Source organism: Enterobacter sp. H2G27, from assembly GCF_054403075.1.
Window position 1 is genome coordinate 2475073 of record NZ_JBSVSI010000001.1, and the last position, 18704, is coordinate 2493776.

16 protein-coding genes are annotated in these 18704 nt (G+C 56.3%); 7 read left to right on the forward strand and 9 right to left on the reverse strand.

From position 1 onward, the window contains the following. Nucleotides 1–70 precede the first annotated feature (70 nt). Nucleotides 71–721: a nitrilase-related carbon-nitrogen hydrolase gene (locus tag ACW9E7_RS11750; RefSeq protein WP_458727812.1), complete on the forward strand. Its 651-nt coding sequence runs from the start codon at nt 71–73 to the stop codon at nt 719–721. Between the two features lie 24 nt (nt 722–745). Continuing rightward, nucleotides 746–1408 carry an exodeoxyribonuclease X gene (gene exoX / locus ACW9E7_RS11755; RefSeq protein WP_010432611.1) on the forward strand — a complete coding sequence of 221 codons (663 nt, stop codon included), beginning with the start codon at nt 746–748 and terminating at the stop codon, nt 1406–1408. Here exoX and ptrB read toward each other — a convergent pair. After that, nucleotides 1405–3465 carry an oligopeptidase B gene (gene ptrB, locus ACW9E7_RS11760; RefSeq protein ID WP_458727813.1) on the reverse strand — a complete coding sequence of 687 codons (2061 nt, stop codon included), beginning with the start codon at nt 3463–3465 and terminating at the stop codon, nt 1405–1407. The genes exoX and ptrB overlap by 4 nt on opposite strands. Before the next feature lie 85 nt (nt 3466–3550). Continuing rightward, the gene (locus ACW9E7_RS11765) at nt 3551–4198 is read right to left on the reverse strand and encodes a tellurite resistance TerB family protein (RefSeq protein WP_325848544.1); all 648 of its coding nucleotides are present in this window, start codon (nt 4196–4198) and stop codon (nt 3551–3553) included. A gap of 171 nt (nt 4199–4369) precedes the next feature. On the opposite strand from ACW9E7_RS11765, the gene purT reads away from it, so the two are divergent. Next, nucleotides 4370–5548, forward strand: a complete 1179-nt coding sequence (gene purT / locus ACW9E7_RS11770) for a formate-dependent phosphoribosylglycinamide formyltransferase (protein WP_127731444.1) — start codon at nt 4370–4372, stop codon at nt 5546–5548. A 41-nt stretch (nt 5549–5589) separates the two neighbouring features. Here the strand turns inward: purT and kdgA are convergent, their stop codons facing one another. The 3 genes from kdgA to zwf form a co-directional block, all read right to left on the reverse strand. Then, nucleotides 5590–6231: a bifunctional 4-hydroxy-2-oxoglutarate aldolase/2-dehydro-3-deoxy-phosphogluconate aldolase gene (kdgA, locus tag ACW9E7_RS11775; RefSeq protein ID WP_063409039.1), complete on the reverse strand. Its 642-nt coding sequence runs from the start codon at nt 6229–6231 to the stop codon at nt 5590–5592. Nucleotides 6232–6270: 39 nt separating this feature from the next. Further along, nucleotides 6271–8082, reverse strand: a complete 1812-nt coding sequence (gene edd, locus ACW9E7_RS11780) for a phosphogluconate dehydratase (protein WP_115875686.1) — start codon at nt 8080–8082, stop codon at nt 6271–6273. A gap of 233 nt (nt 8083–8315) precedes the next feature. Next, the gene (gene zwf, locus ACW9E7_RS11785; protein ID WP_008500457.1) at nt 8316–9791 is read right to left on the reverse strand and encodes a glucose-6-phosphate dehydrogenase; all 1476 of its coding nucleotides are present in this window, start codon (nt 9789–9791) and stop codon (nt 8316–8318) included. 356 nt (nt 9792–10147) lie between these two features. On the opposite strand from zwf, the gene ACW9E7_RS11790 reads away from it, so the two are divergent. Next, nucleotides 10148–11017 (forward strand): MurR/RpiR family transcriptional regulator, encoded by an 870-nt coding sequence (locus ACW9E7_RS11790; protein ID WP_115875687.1) that lies wholly within the window; start codon nt 10148–10150, stop codon nt 11015–11017. A gap of 140 nt (nt 11018–11157) precedes the next feature. After that, a complete protein-coding gene (gene pyk / locus ACW9E7_RS11795) occupies nt 11158–12600 on the forward strand; it encodes a pyruvate kinase (protein ID WP_008500455.1) in 1443 nt (480 codons plus the stop codon). A gap of 45 nt (nt 12601–12645) precedes the next feature. Here pyk and lpxM read toward each other — a convergent pair whose 3' ends face one another. From lpxM to znuA, 3 genes are all read right to left on the reverse strand, one after another. Further along, the gene (gene lpxM, locus ACW9E7_RS11800) at nt 12646–13617 is read right to left on the reverse strand and encodes a lauroyl-Kdo(2)-lipid IV(A) myristoyltransferase (RefSeq protein ID WP_029741765.1); all 972 of its coding nucleotides are present in this window, start codon (nt 13615–13617) and stop codon (nt 12646–12648) included. Nucleotides 13618–13738: 121 nt separating this feature from the next. Beyond that, nucleotides 13739–15058, reverse strand: a complete 1320-nt coding sequence (gene mepM / locus ACW9E7_RS11805; protein ID WP_045326742.1) for a murein DD-endopeptidase MepM — start codon at nt 15056–15058, stop codon at nt 13739–13741. A gap of 15 nt (nt 15059–15073) precedes the next feature. Further along, nucleotides 15074–16018, reverse strand: a complete 945-nt coding sequence (gene znuA / locus ACW9E7_RS11810) for a zinc ABC transporter substrate-binding protein ZnuA (RefSeq protein ID WP_127732807.1) — start codon at nt 16016–16018, stop codon at nt 15074–15076. 77 nt (nt 16019–16095) lie between these two features. Here znuA and znuC point away from each other — a divergent pair, with 77 nt between their 5' ends. Together znuC and znuB are read left to right on the forward strand one after the other, a co-directional pair. Next, entirely contained in the window at nt 16096–16851 is a 756-nt protein-coding gene (gene znuC, locus ACW9E7_RS11815; protein WP_458727814.1) for a zinc ABC transporter ATP-binding protein ZnuC, read from the forward strand. Next, on the forward strand, nt 16848–17633 hold the full coding sequence (gene znuB / locus ACW9E7_RS11820) for a zinc ABC transporter permease subunit ZnuB (RefSeq protein WP_302235248.1): 786 nt from the start codon (nt 16848–16850) through the stop codon (nt 17631–17633). Before znuC ends, znuB begins: the two co-directional genes overlap by 4 nt. 52 nt (nt 17634–17685) lie before the next feature. Here znuB and ruvB read toward each other — a convergent pair whose 3' ends face one another. Then, on the reverse strand, nt 17686–18696 hold the full coding sequence (gene ruvB / locus ACW9E7_RS11825; protein WP_045372540.1) for a Holliday junction branch migration DNA helicase RuvB: 1011 nt from the start codon (nt 18694–18696) through the stop codon (nt 17686–17688). Nucleotides 18697–18704: the final 8 nt, after the last annotated feature.

Consider the following 18704-nt stretch of genomic DNA (forward strand, 5'->3'; position numbering starts at 1 on the left):
GGATAAGAAACCCCTGATAAATTTAGGTGTATTCTTATATCCCTGCGACTCAGTGTATAAGGAAGTCACGATGTCACATTGGAACATAGCGGCAGCCCAGTATGGCGGGCTGCATCAGAGTGTGAATGACCATGTTACGCACCACCTGCGCTTCATCGCCGAAGCCGCACGGCAGGGGTGCGATCTGCTGGTCTTCCCTGAACTCTCCTTAACGGGCTCTGGCGCGCCGACGCTACCTTTCCCACCCGATGACGCGCAGCTGGAGCCGCTGCTTAACGCGGCACATTTTTACCAGATTACCGTTATTGCGGGACTCCCCCTGGATCAGGATGGGCAGAGACAGAAAGGTCTTGTGCTGTTTTCGCCTGCCCGCCATCGCATTTTGCGCTATCCGCAAGGGCGCGGAGCGAGCCTGGTGCCGGGGGACAAGCACCTTAGCATCATTGATGCACATCCCGATTCTCCCAATCTCGATCCCAGAGCAACGCTTGTTACCAGCTGCCAGTCGGTGGGGGATAATCGCTGGCGGCAGTCCATCAGTAACCTGCAGCGCTTCGCGCATAAATATGCTATCGCGGTGCTAATGGCGAACGCCTGCGGCGGCAGCGCGCTGTGGGATGATAAAGGCCAGCTGATCGTCCGCGCGGATGAGGGCGAGCTTCTGGTGACCGGCACGCTCGGCGGAGAGGGTTGGCAAGGCGATATCATTCCTTTAGGCTAGGCGTTTTAAGCTCAGGAGTTTTCAATGCTGCGCGTCATCGATACCGAAACTTGCGATCTTCAGGGCGGAATAGTGGAAGTGGCCTCTGTCGACGTGGTTGATGGTAAAATCGTCAACCCAATGAGCCATCTGGTGCGTCCCGATCGCCCCATCAGCCCCCAGGCGATGGCTATCCATCGCATTACAGAATCGATGGTGGCGGATAAGCCCTGGATTGAAGAGATCATTCCGCACTACTACGGTAGCCCGTGGTACGTCGCGCATAACGCCAGCTTTGACCGCCGGGTGCTACCTGAAATGCCGGGCGAATGGATTTGCACCATGAAGCTGGCGCGTCGTCTCTGGCCGGGCATCAAATACAGCAATATGGCGCTGTACAAGTCCCGCAAGCTCAGCGTTCGTACCCCTGAGGGGCTTCACCATCACCGCGCCCTGTATGACTGCTATATCACCGCCGCGTTGCTGATTGATATTATGAATATCTCAGGCTGGACACCGGATGATATGGCGACGATCACCGGACGCCCCGCGTTACTGACCACATTTACCTTTGGTAAATATCGCGGGAAGCCGGTGTCCGAGGTAGCGGATAAAGACCCGGGCTATTTGCGCTGGCTGTATAACAACCTCGACAGAATGAGTCCGGAACTGCGCTTAACGCTGAAACATTATCTGGGCGACGCTTAACCCTCCGCACGGCCTGGCAGCGTGTCCTGCGCCAGGCCAATCAGGAAGGCATATTCCAGGGCAACCCCTTCGTACGATTTAAATCGTCCCGATTTCCCGCCGTGTCCGGAGTCCATATCGGTACACAGCAGCAGCAGATTGCCATCGGTTTTCAGCTCCCGCAGCTTTGCCACCCATTTTGCCGGCTCCCAGTACTGCACCTGAGAATCATGCAAACCGGTGGTGACCAGCATGTGCGGGTAGGCTTTCGCCTCCACGTTATCGTACGGGCTGTACTCTTTCATATAGCGGTAGTACATCTCATCCTGCGGATTTCCCCACTCCTCAAACTCCCCGGTGGTAAGAGGGATAGATTCATCGAGCATGGTCGTGACCACATCGACAAACGGTACCTGCGCGACAATCCCCTTAAAGCGATCGGGACGCTGGTTGATAACCGCCCCCATCAGCATGCCGCCCGCGCTGCCTCCCATGCCAAAGCAGAGTTGCGGATCGCCATAGCCCTGCTCAATTAGCGCATCGCAGACGTCGAGATAATCATTGAAGGTGTTTTTCTTTTTCAGGAATTTCCCGTCTTCATACCAGTGTTGGCCCAGCTCACCGCCGCCGCGAATATGGGCTATGGCGAAAACAAAACCGCGATCGAGCAGGCTTAATCGGCTGCTGCTGAAATCGGCGTCCATGCTTGAGCCATACGAACCGTAGCCGTAAACCAGGATCGGGTTTTTGCCTTTCTGGAAATGGGCTTGGTGATAGACGAGCGAGACGGGGACCTCAACGCCATCCCGGGCGGTGACCCAGAGGTGCTCGCTGCGGTAGTTTTCAGACTCAAAACCTTTTACCTCGGTCTGTTTAATCACCTGGCGCTGCCCGGTATCCATGTCCAGCTCAAACAGGGTGTCCGGTGTGGTCATGGATGAGTAGCCGTAGCGCAGCCGCGATGATTCGGGTTCGGGATTGAATCCAATCCACGTCACATAGGCCGGGTCGTCGAACGCAATCCCCACCACTTCACGCGTTTTGCGATTGATTTGCCGGATACTGGTCAGCCCGCGCTGACGCTCCTCCACCACCAGCCAGTCGGTAAACAGGGTGAACCCTTCCAGCATCACCTGATCCCGCGCGGGAATAAGCACCTCCCACTTGCGCTCATCGCGCACTTTGGTTTTATAGAGACCAAAGTTTTTGCCCTCACGATTGGAGCGCAAATAAAAGCTGTGCTGGAAATGATCCAGGCTGTACTCGTGATCCTTGCGGCGCGGCAGAAAACAGAGCGGCTGGGCGTCAGGCAGTTCGGCATCCAGCAGCAGAACTTCCGACGTCGTCGCGCTGGCAAGGAAGATAATCACATAGTGGCGCGAGGAGGTTTTATGCAGGCTGACATAAAACGTTTCGTCTTTCTCTTCATAAACCAGCTCGTCGTCAGCGGAGTCCGTTCCCACGGTATGCCGCCATACCTGATAAGGTAGTAGCGTCGAGGCGTGCTTTTTGACGTAGTAAACCGTCTCGGAATCATTCGCCCAGACAAAATCCGGGGAGACGTTTTCCAGCATTTCCGGATACCAGTTGCCGGTCTCCAGATTGCGAAACCGCAGGCCGTACTGGCGGCGGGAGAGATAATCCTCCGCCAGTGCCATCACCGCATTGTCAGGCGAAATGGACATGCCACCCAGGGTATAAAACTCGCTGTGGGCAGCGCGCTGGTTGGCATCCAGCAGAATATCCCACTCGTCCCATTCGGCGCTTAACACCGACTGGCGCTGATAGATGGGATACTCATTGCCGGGCTCGTAAATATGGCGATAGCGATAGCCGTTTTTGGTCCAGGGCGCGGAGATATCGCGCTGAGGAATACGCTGCACCATTTCATTCAGCAGCTGGTCCTGAAGCGTCTGCTGGCTGGACATGACCTTGCGGCCATAGTCGTTTTCCTCGTGCAGGTAGTCGAGCACATCTGGCCGGGAGCGCGAATCGTCCCGTAGCCAGTAATAATTGTCTATACGCGTATCGCCATGCGTGGTGATCGCATAAGGTATACGTCGGGCTTTCGGTGGCATGTCATCATTCTTTTTCGTTTTACACCCTATAAGGTTGGCAAAACCCACGCATGATGCAAGCGAAACAGGGTCGCAACGGCGAGAACTATCCCTGTAACGCCTGTTTTTGTTCCCGGATATCCCGCTCAATGCCTTCGCGCACGTCTTGTGGGATCTTTAACGCATCGCCCAGGGCGTTAAGGTAGCTCCGCTCCATAAAGTGATCGATATCGATGGCGGCACAGCTGAGGAAATAGAGTTCAAGCGCCTCTTCCTCATTTTTCACGCTTTGTGCCAGACGCTGCGGCTCCAGAGGCTGTTCGATGGCCTGCGCCACCAGCGTTCTGCCCTTCTCTTCAACGCCGGCTTCACGCAGCTGCTGCTCGATCGCCAGTCGTTCCTTATCGTCGATATGTCCGTCACTTTTCGCGGCAAAGACCAGCGCCAGGATCAGCCGTTCGGTACGCAGATCCAGCGGCGAGGTGTGCTCGCCGTAATGCGGTTCATCGCTGTGCGCGGTCCTAACCCTGTCCTTGTATTTGTTCCACAGGACGGTACCCGCAATGGCGCCCCCACCGGCCAGCAGTGCGCCTGTCCCGTACTTTGCCAGCAGCTTGCGCGAGGATTTATTCGCAACCAGCAGGCCTGCCAGCCCGCCGAGCGCCCCGGGTACCAGCAGTTTGCTCAGGTCCAGCTCGCCAGACGATGTTTTCTGCCCTAACAGGGATTGCAATTGATTTAGCCAGCCAGACATAGTTTCCCTCACTTAACGGTGAACATAGTCCACAGCGTAAGCGAGCGGGCGTCAGGAAATGTCTGGACGGGCTAAAGAAGCGCAAATTTCTTCTCCCCTCACCTGGCCGTGTACAAGACATACGCAAACGTTTTCGTTTATACTGCCCGCAACTTTTTCAGGGGGATTGTTATGATTCGTTTAGGAACCGCGCTGCGACCTGCGGCGACGCGAGTGATGCTGTTGGGATCGGGCGAGCTGGGGAAAGAAGTCGCCATTGAGTGCCAGCGTTTAGGCGTGGAAGTGATTGCCGTGGACCGTTACGCCGACGCCCCAGCCATGCACGTCGCCCATCGTGCTTATGTGATTAACATGCTGGATGGCGATGCCCTTCGCGAGCTGATTACGCGCGAGAAACCTGATTTTGTCGTGCCGGAAATTGAAGCCATTGCCACCGATACGCTGATCGCGCTTGAGCAGGAAGGCCAGCGCGTGGTGCCCTGCGCGAAAGCCGCAAAGCTGACCATGAACCGCGAAGGCATTCGTCGCCTGGCGGCAGAAGAGCTGGGATTGCCCACGTCGAGCTATCGTTTTGCTGGCGATAAGGCGGCATTCCTGCAGGCTGTAGACGAGATTGGTTACCCGTGCATCGTTAAGCCGGTGATGAGCTCCTCCGGTAAAGGACAGAGCTTTATTCGCGACAGCAGCACGCTCGAGAAGGCGTGGGAGTACGCCCAGCAGGGCGGCCGCGCCGGCGCCGGTCGCGTCATCGTCGAAGGCGTCGTGAAGTTTGATTTCGAGATCACCCTGCTGACCGTCAGCGCCGTTGACGGCGTCCATTTCTGCGACCCGATTGGCCACCGCCAGGAAGATGGCGATTATCGCGAATCCTGGCAGCCGCAGCAGATGAGCGCCCTGGCGCTGGAACGTGCTCAGGAGATCGCCCGTAAAACCGTCCTGGCGCTGGGCGGCTATGGCCTGTTCGGCGTCGAGCTGTTTGTGTGCGGCGACGAGGTGATTTTCAGCGAAGTTTCCCCTCGCCCGCATGACACCGGCATGGTGACGCTGATTTCGCAGGATCTCTCCGAATTCGCTCTGCACGTGCGTGCCTTCCTCGGCCTGCCCGTCGGGGGTATCCGTCAGTACGGCCCGGCCGCCTCGGCGGTGATCCTGCCGCAACTAACCAGCCAGAACGTCACGTTTGATAACGTCGACGGGGCGGTGGGTGCCGGGTTGCAGGTACGTTTGTTCGGCAAGCCGGAGATTGATGGAACCCGGCGTCTTGGCGTGGCGTTAGCCACCGGGGATAACGTTGACGACGCCGTGGCGAGAGCCAAAGCGGCCGCAGCAAGCGTTAAGGTAACGGGATAAAAAAACGGGCCGAAAGGCCCGTTTTTCATGCGACGAGAGACTTACTGCTTCGCGCCTTCTACCGCTTCGCGAGCCAGTTTGGTGATGCGATCCCAGTCGCCCGCTTCCAGCGCATCCGCCGGAACCAGCCATGAGCCACCGATGCACAGGACGCTTTTCAGTGCCAGGTAGTCACGGTAGTTGGCAGGAGAGATGCCGCCCGTCGGGCAGAAGCGTACCTGAGAGAATGGACCCGCAATCGCCTGCAGCGCTTTGGTGCCGCCGTTCGCTTCAGCCGGGAAGAATTTAAACTCTTTTAGACCGTAGTCCATGCCCAGCATCAGTTCGGAGACGGTGCTGATACCCGGGATCAGTGGAATAGTGCCTTCGGTCGCGGCTTTCAGCAGCGACTCGGTCAGCCCCGGGCTAATGGCAAACTGTGCGCCCGCTTCGGTCACTTCAGCCAGCTGTTTTGCGTTCGTCACGGTACCCGCACCGATGATGGCGTCCGGCACTTCTTTGGCAATCGCGCGAATGGCATCCATCGCGCAGGCGGTGCGCAGGGTCACTTCCAGAACGCGAACGCCACCCGCAACCAGCGCTTTCGCCATCGGTACAGCGTGCTCCAGCTTGTTTACCACGATAACCGGCACGACAGGGCCAGTGGTCAGGATTGATTCTGCACTTGTTTTCCAGTTTTTCATCAGAGTTTTCTCTCGCCAGATCGTTAAAATCAAGTCGTCTTAAAACGTAATACAGGTAGCGCCCTGCTCCGCACCGGAGAGTTTCTCACGCAGCGCGCTGAACATTTCGCGTCCGGTCCCCACGCGCGATGCGCTCAGGTCAGGAATATGGGGCTGACGTGCCGCCAGCTCGGCGTCATCGACCAGCAGGGTTAACTCACCTGTCTGACCGTTCACGCGGATCGTGTCACCGTCACGCACTTTCGCCAGTAAACCGCCGTCGTAAGCTTCAGGCGTCACGTGGATGGCTGAAGGCACTTTACCGGATGCCCCAGAGAGGCGTCCATCGGTTACTAACGCAATTTTGAAACGGCGGTCCAATAATACACCAAGTGGTGGCATAAGTTTATGTAATTCTGGCATCCCGTTAGCTTTAGGCCCCTGGTGACGCACCACCACCACGCAGTCTTTATCAAGCAGGCCGGCGTCAAAGGCAGGTAATACGTCGTGCTGGCTTTCAAATACCACCGCCGGCGCTTCGATAATCTGGTTCTCTTCCGGTACGGCAGAGGTTTTCATCACCGCGCGACCGAGGTTGCCGCTCAGCACTTTGGTGCCACCGTGAGGAGAGAAAGGTTTGTCGATAGTGGCAATCACCTGCGCATCAAGAGACGCGCTCGCCCCATCACGCCAGTCCAGCTCGCCGTTGTTCAGCCACGGCTCCTGGGTGTAGCGCTGCAGGCCAAAGCCAGCCACGGTATTCACGTCTTCATGCAGCAGACCGCCCTTCAGCAGCTCGCGCATCAGCAGCGGTACGCCGCCAGCGGCCTGGAAGTGGTTGATGTCCGCCGGGCCATTCGGGTACAGGCGTGCCATCAGCGGCACCACGGAAGAGATCTCGGAGAAGTCATCCCAGTTAATCAGAATGCCCGCCGCACGCGCCATAGCCACCAGGTGCATGGTGTGGTTGGTTGACCCCCCGGTTGCCAGCAGCGCGACAATCCCGTTGACGATGACTTTTTCATCGACCATTTTACCCATCGGCATCCATTCGTTGCCGTTTCCGGTCAGACGCGTAACCTGACGGGCCGCGGCCTCGGTCAGCGCCTTGCGCAGCGGCGCATCCGGCTGGATAAAGGACGAGCCCGGAAGCTGCATCCCCATAAACTCCACCACCATCTGGTTAGTGTTAGCCGTACCGTAGAACGTACAGGTCCCCGGCGCATGATAGGACGCGGCTTCCGCCTCCAGCAGCGCCTGACGGTCTGCTTTCCCTTCCGCGTACAGCTGGCGGATACGCACTTTTTCTTTGTTCGGCAGGCCGCTTGCCATTGGACCGGACGGCACGAAGATAGCAGGCAGATGCCCAAACGACAGCGCCGCCATCACCAGACCCGGGACAATCTTGTCGCACACGCCGAGATAGAGCGCGCCATCAAACATGTTGTGTGAAAGACCCACCGCCGCGGACATGGCAATCACTTCGCGGCTCAGCAGGGAGAGCTCCATACCGTCCTGACCCTGCGTTACGCCGTCGCACATGGCGGGTACCCCACCCGCGACCTGGCCCACCGCATTCACGCTGTGCAGCGCTTTACGGATGATATCCGGGTAAACCTCATAGGGCTGGTGCGCGGAGAGCATATCGTTATAAGCGGTAATGATGGCGATATTGTTACGCAACATGCTTTTCAGCGACGCTTTATCGTCAGGCTGGCAGGCGGCGAAGCCGTGCGCCAGGTTACCGCAGGCCAGCTGAGATCGGTGGACGGTGTTGCTCTTTGCCTGCTCAATCCGGGCGAGGTAGGCCGAACGGGTCTCTTTCGAGCGCTCAATAATGCGCTGTGTTACGCGTAACAATGTCGGATTCATAAAAGCTCCTCTCATTTATCTGTCCGGGCTCGGGAGTTTACAAAGTCGCTGGCAGTTGTTAACAACGCTGAAACGCTTGCTGTCCGGAGCTCAGGGGCAAAATCACTTCCGGCAGTGTAATAAAAAAAGCTCCGCGGGTGAATCCACACGGAGCTTAAAAGTTGAAAATTGTGCCACTAGCTGTGTTAGATCATGTTACCGGTAAAATAACACTTTCGGGCTAGCGGATTATCTTACTCAAACTCGTTCCAGGAGCGGCCATCGCGGGTGATCATCGCCACCGACGCGACAGGTCCCCAGGTGCCCGCCTGATACGGTTTTGGCGCATCCTGATCGGCAGCCCAGGCTTCGGTGATGGAGTCGACCCATTTCCATGCTTCTTCCACTTCATCGCGGCGCACGAACAGCGCCTGAATACCGCGCATGGTTTCCAGCAGCAGACGCTCGTAAGCATCGGCCAGGTGCGTCTGGTTGAAAGTTTCGGAATAGCTCAGATCCAGCTTGGTGGTCTGCAGGTTGTGTTTATGATCCAGGCCCGGCACTTTGTTCAGGATCTGGATATCCACGCCCTCGTCCGGCTGCAGACGAATGGTCAGTTTATTTTGCGGCAGTTCCTGCCAGGACTCTTTGAACAGGTTCAATTCCGGGTTCTTAAAGTAGACAACCACTTCGGAACATTTGGCCGGCAGACGTTTACCGGTGCGCAGGTAGAATGGAACACCCGCCCAGCGCCAGTCGTCGATATCCACGCGGATCGCCACAAACGTCTCGGTGTTGCTGGACTTGTTCGCGCCCTCTTCTTCCAGGTAGCCTGGCACTTTTTTGCCTTGCGCAAACCCGGCGGTGTACTGGCCGCGAACGGTCTTCTCGCGCACGTTGGAGCGGTCGATACGGCGCAGCGACTTCAGCACTTTCACTTTGGCGTCGCGGATGCTGTCAGCCGTCAGGTCAGACGGAGGAGACATTGCAATCATGCACAGAATCTGCAGCAGGTGGTTCTGGATCATGTCGCGCATCTGACCGGCCTGGTCAAAGTAACCCCAGCGACCTTCAATCCCCACCTCTTCCGCCACGGTGATTTCCACGTGGTCGATAGTGCGGTTGTCCCAGTTATTCACAAACAGGGAGTTAGCGAAACGCAGCGCCAGCAGGTTCAGAACCGTCTCTTTACCGAGGTAGTGGTCGATACGGTAGACCTGGCATTCTTCAAAGAACTCGCCCACCTGGTCGTTGATTTCGCGCGAGGTTGCCAGCGACGTACCCAGCGGCTTCTCCATCACGACGCGCGCCGGTTTGGCGTTCAGTTTGGCTTCGCCCAGGCCTTTGCAAATGGCGCCGAAGGTGCTTGGCGGCATAGCGAAATAGTTTATGGTGACACGGTTTTTCTGATCCAGCATCGCGCCCAGGCGGGCGAATGCGCTGACGTCATTCACGTCCAGGTTGCAGAAATCGAGGCGTCCACTCAGGGTATCCCACAAACTTTCATCAATTTTTTCTTTCATGAAAGTTTCGAGCGCCTCGCGGACGACTTTGGTATAAGCGTCCTTGTCCCAGTCGGCGCGCCCTACACCCAGGATACGGGTATCCGGATGAATTTGGCCCGCTTTCTCCAGTTGATACAGGGAAGGCAGCAATTTTCGGCGTGCAAGATCGCCTTTCGCGCCGAAAATGACCAGGTCACATGCCTGGGCTGTTTGCGTTACCGCCATGTCATTCTCCTCAGTTGGATCACCTGGTACTTCTGCCAGGTATCGTTGTAATTTTATTACAATGCACTGTACTGCTTTTACGTCATTCCCGAAACCATTTGCGCTTATCGTCGCGTGCGATACCGCGATTTTTCACCCTTCGGATGATTTCGACGGCTTAATGACGCAACAACCGTCGTTTCTTTGCGCAACAGGGTCATAGCAAAACCCGACACCGATCAAGTAATGAAAAAAAACAACAACATTATCTTGTCGATTGTTACCCTTAAGGGAGGCCACAAGGGTAATATCGGCTAAATCGAATCTCGATTTCATCAATTTATGAAATCGTTTACACCCATGAGCGTCCTGTTAACATGAACATGCTGGAAAAAATCCAGTTTCAACTGGAACACCTTAGCAAATCCGAGCGTAAAGTGGCCGAGGTCATTATGGCCTCCCCCGCTCAGGCGATTCATTCAAGCATCGCCGCTCTGGCACAGGAAGCGGGTGTTAGCGAACCCACGGTCAATCGCTTTTGCCGCAGTCTGGAAACGCGCGGCTTTCCTGATTTTAAACTGCATCTGGCACAAAGTCTGGCTAACGGCACCCCTTATGTTAATCGTAATGTGGATGAAGACGACAGCGTTGATGCCTATACCACGAAAATTTTTGAGTCGGCCATGGCTTCGCTTGACCACGTCCGTCAGTCTCTGGACATGAGCTCCGTGAATCGCGCGGTGGATTTACTCACCCAGGCCAAGCGAATTGCGTTCTTTGGGCTCGGGTCGTCGGCGGCCGTCGCGCATGACGCCATGAATAAATTTTTCCGCTTTAACGTTCCGGTTATTTATTCCGATGACATTGTGCTGCAACGCATGAGCTGTATGAATTGCAGTGAAGATGACGTCGTGGTACTGATTTCGCATACCGGCCGCACCAAAAGTCAGGTAGAGCTGGCGCAGCTGGCCCGTGAAAACGATGCCATGGTGATTGCCCTCACTACAGCCGGCACGCCGCTGGCGCGTGAGGCAACGCTGGCAATCACCCTCGACGTGCCGGAAGACACAGACATTTATATGCCGATGGTCTCCCGACTGGCCCAGCTCACCGTGATTGACGTGCTTGCGACCGGTTTTACCCTACGTCGCGGGGCAAAATTCCGGGATAACTTGAAGCGGGTCAAGGAAGCGCTGAAGGAATCGCGTTTTGATAAAGAATTGCTTATAAAGAGCGATGTTCCCTGATAGTTGATAACGAATACGTCACGAATAATGACGATGTAACGATTTACGGCATTCGGTCCCCTCGCCGCTGCCTTGCAGCAGATGAAGGCCGATTCAATGTTCACGCAACACCAAAGTTGTTTCAGTCAACGGAGTATTACATGTCCAGAAGGCTTCGCAGAACCAAGATCGTAACCACCTTAGGCCCGGCCACCGATCGCGATAATAATCTCGAAAAAATTATCGCCGCCGGTGCCAACGTGGTGCGTATGAACTTCTCTCACGGTACGCCAGAAGACCATAAATTACGTGCCGATAAAGTGCGTGAAATTGCAGCAAAACTGGGCCGCCACGTTGCTATCCTCGGCGATTTGCAGGGTCCAAAAATCCGTGTATCGACCTTTAAAGAGGGTAAAGTTTTCCTCAATATCGGCGACAAATTCCTGCTTGATGCCAACCTGGGCAAAGGCGAAGGCGATAAAGAGAAAGTTGGTATCGACTATAAAGGCCTGCCGGCTGACGTGGTGCCTGGCGATATCCTGCTGCTCGACGACGGTCGCGTACAGCTGAAAGTGCTGGAAGTTCAGGGCATGAAAGTGTTCACCGAAGTCACCGTTGGCGGCCCGCTCTCCAACAATAAAGGCATCAACAAACTGGGTGGCGGCCTCTCAGCAGAAGCGCTTACCGATAAAGACAAAGCGGACATCGTAACTGCCGCGCTGATCGGCGTTGACTACCTGGCCGTCTCCTTCCCGCGCTGTGGCGAAGATCTTAACTATGCGCGTCGCCTGGCACGTGATGCAGGCTGCGATGCTAAAATCGTCGCTAAAGTTGAACGCGCGGAGGCCGTTTGCGATCAGGATGCCATGGACGATGTGATCCTCGCCTCTGACGTTGTCATGGTTGCGCGTGGTGACCTGGGCGTGGAAATCGGCGACCCTGAGCTGGTCGGTATCCAGAAAGCGCTGATTCGTCGCGCACGTCAGCTGAACCGCGCGGTGATCACCGCCACTCAGATGATGGAATCGATGATCACCAACCCAATGCCAACCCGTGCGGAAGTCATGGACGTGGCCAACGCCGTGCTGGACGGTACGGATGCGGTGATGCTCTCTGCGGAAACCGCTGCGGGCCAGTATCCGGCAGAAACCGTGGCCGCCATGGCGCGAGTCTGCCTGGGCGCTGAAAAGATCCCAAGCATCAACGTCTCTAAACATCGTCTGGACGTGCAGTTCGACAACGTGGAAGAAGCGATTGCGATGTCTGCGATGTACGCGGCAAACCACCTGAAGGGCGTTACCGCGATCATCACCATGACCGAATCTGGCCGCACCGCGCTGATGACCTCTCGTATCAGCTCTGGCCTGCCAATTTTCGCCATGTCCCGTCACGAACGTACCCTGAACCTGACGGCGTTGTACCGCGGCGTGACGCCGGTTCACTTCGACAGCACTAATGATGGCGTAGCTGCAGCGCACGATGCCGTAAACCTGCTGCGCGACAAAGGCTATCTGGTGTCCGGTGATATCGTTATCGTGACCCAGGGCGATGTGATGAGCACCATCGGCTCAACCAACACCACGCGCGTTATGACCGTCGAGTAATAACGTTTGTGTTAAAAAGCCCTCTCCGTCTGGAGAGGGCTTTTTTTATTTCCTCGGATAAAGCTCTTTGCGTTTGTAGGGCTCTGTTTCACCCGGTTTACGCGTTTTAAGCAGCTTCAAAATCCACGTGTACTGTTCGGCATGCGGCCCCACCAGGATCTCCACCTCTTCGTTCATTCGACGCGCGATGGTGTGGTCGTCCGCGGTGAGCAGATCGTCCATCGGCGGACGGACCTCAATACTCAGGCGATGCGTTTTGCCGTCATAGACCGGGAATAGCGGGATCACGCGGGCACGACAGACTTTCATCAGTCGACCAATCGCGGGGAGCGTCGCTTTATAGGTCGCAAAGAAATCGACAAACTCGCTGTGCTCGGGGCCGTGGTCCTGATCCGGCAGATAGTAGCCCCAGTACCCCTGACGTACCGACTGAATGAAGGGCTTAATGCCATCGTTACGCGCATGCAAACGTCCGCCAAAACGACGACGCACCGTGTTCCAGACAAAATCGTAGATTTTATTTCCCTGGTTATGGAACATCGCCGCCATTTTCTGGCCCTGAGACGCCATGAGCATCGCCGGAATATCAACGCCCCAGCCGTGGGGGACAAGGAAAATGACTTTCTCGTCATTGCGGCGCATCTCCTCGATGATGTCCAGCCCTTTCCAGTCAACGCGATCGACGATTTTATCCGGCCCTTTCAGCGCCAGTTCCGCCATCATCGCCATTGCCTGCGGGGCAGTGGTATACATCTCATCAATAATTGCCTCACGTTCGGCGTCGCTTTTCTCAGGAAAACAGTAGTAGAGATTAATCTGCGCGCGGCGGCGAGCGCTCTTGCCTAAACGCCCGGCCAGACGGCCAATTTTCCCCAGAACTGGGTCTCGGACGGAAGCCGGCAGCAACGCCATCCCCGCAAAGGCGTAAACACCAAGCCAGGCGCCCCAGTTGCGCGGATGGCGGAAGGATTTTTCAAACTCAGGAATGTATTCAATATTGTTTTTTTTGGTTTCCATGCTGGATCCAGGGTCTGATGACGCAAAATTTTATTCAGATAGTGTAGCGAGGCAGTCGTCCCCGCACAAAAGAAAAAGCCGGCGTCAGTGTGCGCCGGCTTTTTTAACAAAAACAGAGGGCTTAGTTTAAGCTCAGCTGCGGTATCACCTCTTTCACCTGCGCCAGATAATCAGTACGATCTTTACCTGTCAGGCCTTCGGTGCGCGGCAGTTTCGCCGTCAGCGGGTTCACTGCCTGTTGGTTGATCCACACTTCATAGTGCAGATGCGGGCCGGTGGAGCGTCCGGTATTGCCGGAAATCGCGATACGGTCACCACGCTTCACCTTCTGGCCCGGTTTGACCAGCAGCTTGCGCAGGTGCATGTAGCGGGTCGTATAAGTACGACCATGACGTACCGCGACATAATATCCGGCGGCACCGCTACGCTTGGCCACCACCACTTCGCCATCCCCTACCGCCAGTACCGGCGTACCCTGCGGCATGGCAAAGTCAACGCCACGGTGCGGCGCGACGCGCCCGGTTACCGGGTTCAGACGACGCGGGTTAAAGTTAGAGGAAACGCGGAACTGTTTTGCCGTCGGGAAGCGCAGGAAGCCTTTCGCAAGGCCCGTACCGCTGCGATCGTAGAACTTACCGTCTTCGGCACGAATCGCGTAATAATCTTTACCTTCAGAGCGCAGTCGGACGCCCAGCAGCTGGCTTTGCTCGCGCTTGCCGTCCAGCATCTCGCGTGACATCAGGACGGAGAACTCATCGCCCTTCTTCAGCTTGCGGAAATCCATCTGCCACTGCATGGCTTTGATCACCGAACTGATTTCAGCGCTGGTCAACCCTGCATCGCGCGCGCTGGAGACAAAGCTCGCGCCCACGGTGCCTTTCAGAACGCTGTTAACCCAGTCGCCCTTTTGCATTTCGCTGGTCATCTTGAAACCGTTTGCAGTGCGATCGTAGGTGCGGGTTTCGCGGCGGGACATTTCCCAGGTCAGACGCTGGAGATCGCCATCCGCCGTTAATGTCCAGGAGAGCTGCTGTCCGATTTTCAGATTACGAAGATCTTTATCCGCAGCCGCCAGCTGGCTGATATTGCCCATGTCGATGCCGTACTGGTTCAGCACGCTGCTCAGCGTGTCACCGGTAGACACTACATATTCGTGGATACCCGCTTCGTTCTCGGTTTTATCGTCCAGTTCATCCTGCGGGATAGCTTCATCTTCCTGAGCCGCCTGGTCGATAGGCTCACTGGCTTCAGGCAGCAAAGAACGGATTTCGCTCTTTTCAAGCTCAATGGTTTTGATAATAGGGGCAGAACTCGGGTGGTACACATAGGGCCGCCAGACGGCGACCGCTAAGGTGAGTACTGTAAGCGACCCCAGCATAACGCGGTGGGGTCGAGGCAGATTGTTAAATGCCAGGGCGACAGAGCGGGCTATCTGTTGCACGTATTCACTTCCTCGTTATTCTCCTTTCAGGCAGCTCGCATACTGGTTCGCCAGTTGGCTGAGGAACTGCGAATAGCTCGCTTTGCTCAACTGGATATTCGTACCTAGCGGGTCAAGGGTTCCCATGCGCACGGATGTTCCCCTGGCCACGGCTTCTACGACCGCTGGCCTGAACTGTGGCTCAGCAAAAACGCACGTCGCTTTCTGCTCAACCAGCTGTGTTCTGATTTCATGTAAACGCTGCGCACCAGGCTGAATTTCAGGGTTGACGGTGAAGTGGCCCAGCGGGGTCAAACCGTAGTGTTTTTCGTAATAGCCGTAGGCGTCATGAAAAACGAAATACCCTTTTCCTTTCAACGGTGCGAGCTCATTACCCACCTGCTTATCGGTTGCGGCTAATTGTGCCTCAAAATCCTTCAGGTTGGCGTCTAGTTTGGCTCGACTTTGCGGCATAAGTTCCACTAATTTGTCATGGATTGCAACCGCTGAAAGCCGCGCTATCTCTGGGGATAACCAAAGATGCATGTTGTACTCGCCGTGATGGTGATCTCCATCACCTTTTTCACCGTCTGCAGCATGGTGGTCATGTTCGTCGCCGTCGTCATCAGCCCCTTTCATGAGCAACGGTTTCACGCCGGGGAGGTCGGCAATCGCGACCTGTTTTTCACCCGCCACCTGTTTTGCTGACTTCTGCATGAACGCTTCCATTTCAGGACCAATCCAGACGACTAAGTCCGCGTTTTGCAAGCGTTTTACATCTGACGGGCGCAGGGAATAGTCATGCTCAGATGCACCATCAGGGAGCAGAACCTGGGTCTCCGTTACGCCGTCTGCAATGGCGGACGCGATGAATCCAAGTGGCTTAAGCGAAGCGACAACCGCAGCGTTAACATCTTGTGCGGTTGTCCCCCAAAGGGCAGCAGATAATGCTGCGAAAAGAAGCGTATTTTTATGTAACATAATGCGACTAATCATCGTAGTGAATGCGTGGAGTGTGATATTATAACATTCGTTGACTTCTTCAAGCTTAAAATGACATGACGACATTGGTTTCTCTTGAAAATATTTCGGTCTCATTTGGCCAGCGCCGCGTCCTCTCTGACGTGTCGCTCGATCTGAAGCCCGGCAAAATTCTGACGCTTCTCGGCCCCAATGGCGCAGGTAAATCCACCCTGGTACGCGTGGTGCTGGGTTTGGTCGCACCCGATGAAGGCGTGATTAAGCGTGAGGAAAAATTGCGTATTGGCTATGTGCCGCAAAAACTTCATCTCGACGCCACGCTGCCGCTGACGGTCAGCCGTTTCCTGCGTCTGCGCCCCGGCACGCGTAAAGCCGATATTCTCCCGGCACTGAAACGCGTGCAGGCGGGCCATCTTGTCGATGCGGCGCTGCAAAAACTGTCCGGCGGTGAAACTCAGCGTGTTTTACTTGCCCGCGCGCTGCTGAGCAGCCCGCAGCTTCTGGTGCTGGATGAGCCGACTCAGGGTGTGGATGTGAATGGTCAGGTTGCGCTTTATGATTTGATCGACCAGCTACGTCGAGAGCTCGATTGCGCAGTGCTGATGGTCTCCCATGATCTCCATCTGGTAATGGCAAAAACCGACGAAGTGCTGTGCCTCAACCATCATATCTGCTGCTCAGGTACGCCTGAAGTCGTCTCCATGCATCCGGAGTTTATCTCCATGTTCGGCCCTCGCGGCGCCGAGCAGCTTGGCATTTATCGTCATCATCATAATCATCGCCATGATTTACAGGGACGAATCGTACTGCGTCGGGGAAATGGACACTCATGATTGAACTGTTACTGCCCGGCTGGCTGGCCGGGATTATGCTTGCCTGCGCCGCGGGCCCGCTCGGCTCGTTTGTGGTATGGCGCAGAATGTCTTACTTCGGTGATACCCTGGCGCATGCGTCCCTGCTGGGCGTGGCTTTTGGCCTGCTGCTGAACGTCAACCCGTTCTACGCGGTGATTGTGGTCACGCTGCTGCTGGCGGCCGGTCTGGTCTGGCTGGAGAAGCGCCCTCACCTCGCCATCGATACCCTGCTTGGCATCATGGCGCACAGTGCCCTGTCGCTGGGCCTGGTGGTGGTCAGCCTGATGTCGAACATCCGCGTGGATCTGATGGCCTACCTCTTCGGTGACCTGCTGGCCGTGACGCCGGAGGATCTCATCGCTATAGCCATTGGCGTGCTGGTGGTGCTCGCTATTCTGTTCTGGCAGTGGCGGAATTTACTGGCCATGACCGTCAGCCCGGATCTGGCGTTTGTCGACGGCGTGAAGCTGCAGCGCGTTAAGCTGCTGCTGATGCTGGTGACGGCGTTAACCATTGGCGTAGCGATGAAGTTTGTCGGCGCGCTGATTATTACGTCCCTGCTGATCATCCCTGCCGCTACGGCGCGTCGTTTTGCCCGTACGCCTGAGCAGATGGCCGGCGTAGCCGTGATCGTCGGGATGATTGCGGTAACGGGTGGACTCACCTTCTCGGCGTTCTATGACACGCCTGCGGGGCCGTCCGTGGTGCTGAGTGCTGCGGTGCTGTTTATCCTCAGTATGATGAAGAAGACCGCACAGTAGTGGGTATGTCCCCGGTGGCGCTTCGCTTACCGGGGCTACAAATTATCGCTGCTTACGGCATTGCCGGTGGCGTAATGCCGAAATGATTCCACGCCCGCACCGTTGCCATACGTCCACGCGGGGTGCGCTGCAGGAAGCCCTGCTGAATCAGATACGGCTCCAGCACATCTTCAATCGTCTCACGCTCTTCCCCGATTGCCGCCGCCAGGTTATCCAGCCCGACCGGGCCACCAAAGAACTTGTCCAGCACCGCCAGCAGCAGCTTGCGGTCCATGTAATCAAAACCTTCGGCATCGACGTTCAGCATGTCCAGCGCCTGGGCGGCAATCTCGGCGGAAATCGAACCGTTGTGCTTCACCTCAGCAAAATCACGCACGCGGCGCAGCAGGCGGTTGGCGATACGCGGCGTACCGCGGGAACGCTTCGCCACTTCAAACGCGCCCTCTTCGCTCATTTCCAGCCCCATATAGCGGGCGCTGCGGCCAACGATGTGCTGGAGATCGGCAACCTGATAAAATTCCAGACGCTGCACGATCCCGAAACGGTCGCGCAGGGGAGAGGTCAACGACCCGGCTCGCGTCGTTGCGCCAATCAGGGTAAACGGCGGCAGATCGATTTTGATGGAGCGCGCGGCCGGACCTTCGCCAATCATGATATCCAGCTGGTAATCTTCCATCGCCGGATAGAGCACCTCTTCTACCACCGGTGAGAGACGGTGGATCTCATCGATAAACAGCACGTCATGCGGTTCGAGGTTGGTCAGCATGGCCGCCAAATCGCCCGCCTTCTCCAGCACCGGGCCGGAGGTGGTGCGCAGGTTAACGCCCATCTCATTGGCGACGATATTCGCCAGCGTGGTTTTGCCTAAACCGGGAGGGCCAAAAATCAGCAGGTGATCGAGCGCATCGCCGCGCAGTTTTGCCGCCTGGATGAAAATCTCCATCTGGGAACGAACCTGCGGCTGGCCAATGTACTCATCAAGCAGTTTTGGGCGAATCGCGCGATCCACCACATCCTCAGCCTGAATAGTGCCTGCCGAAACCAGGCGGTCTGCTTCAATCATCCTTTACC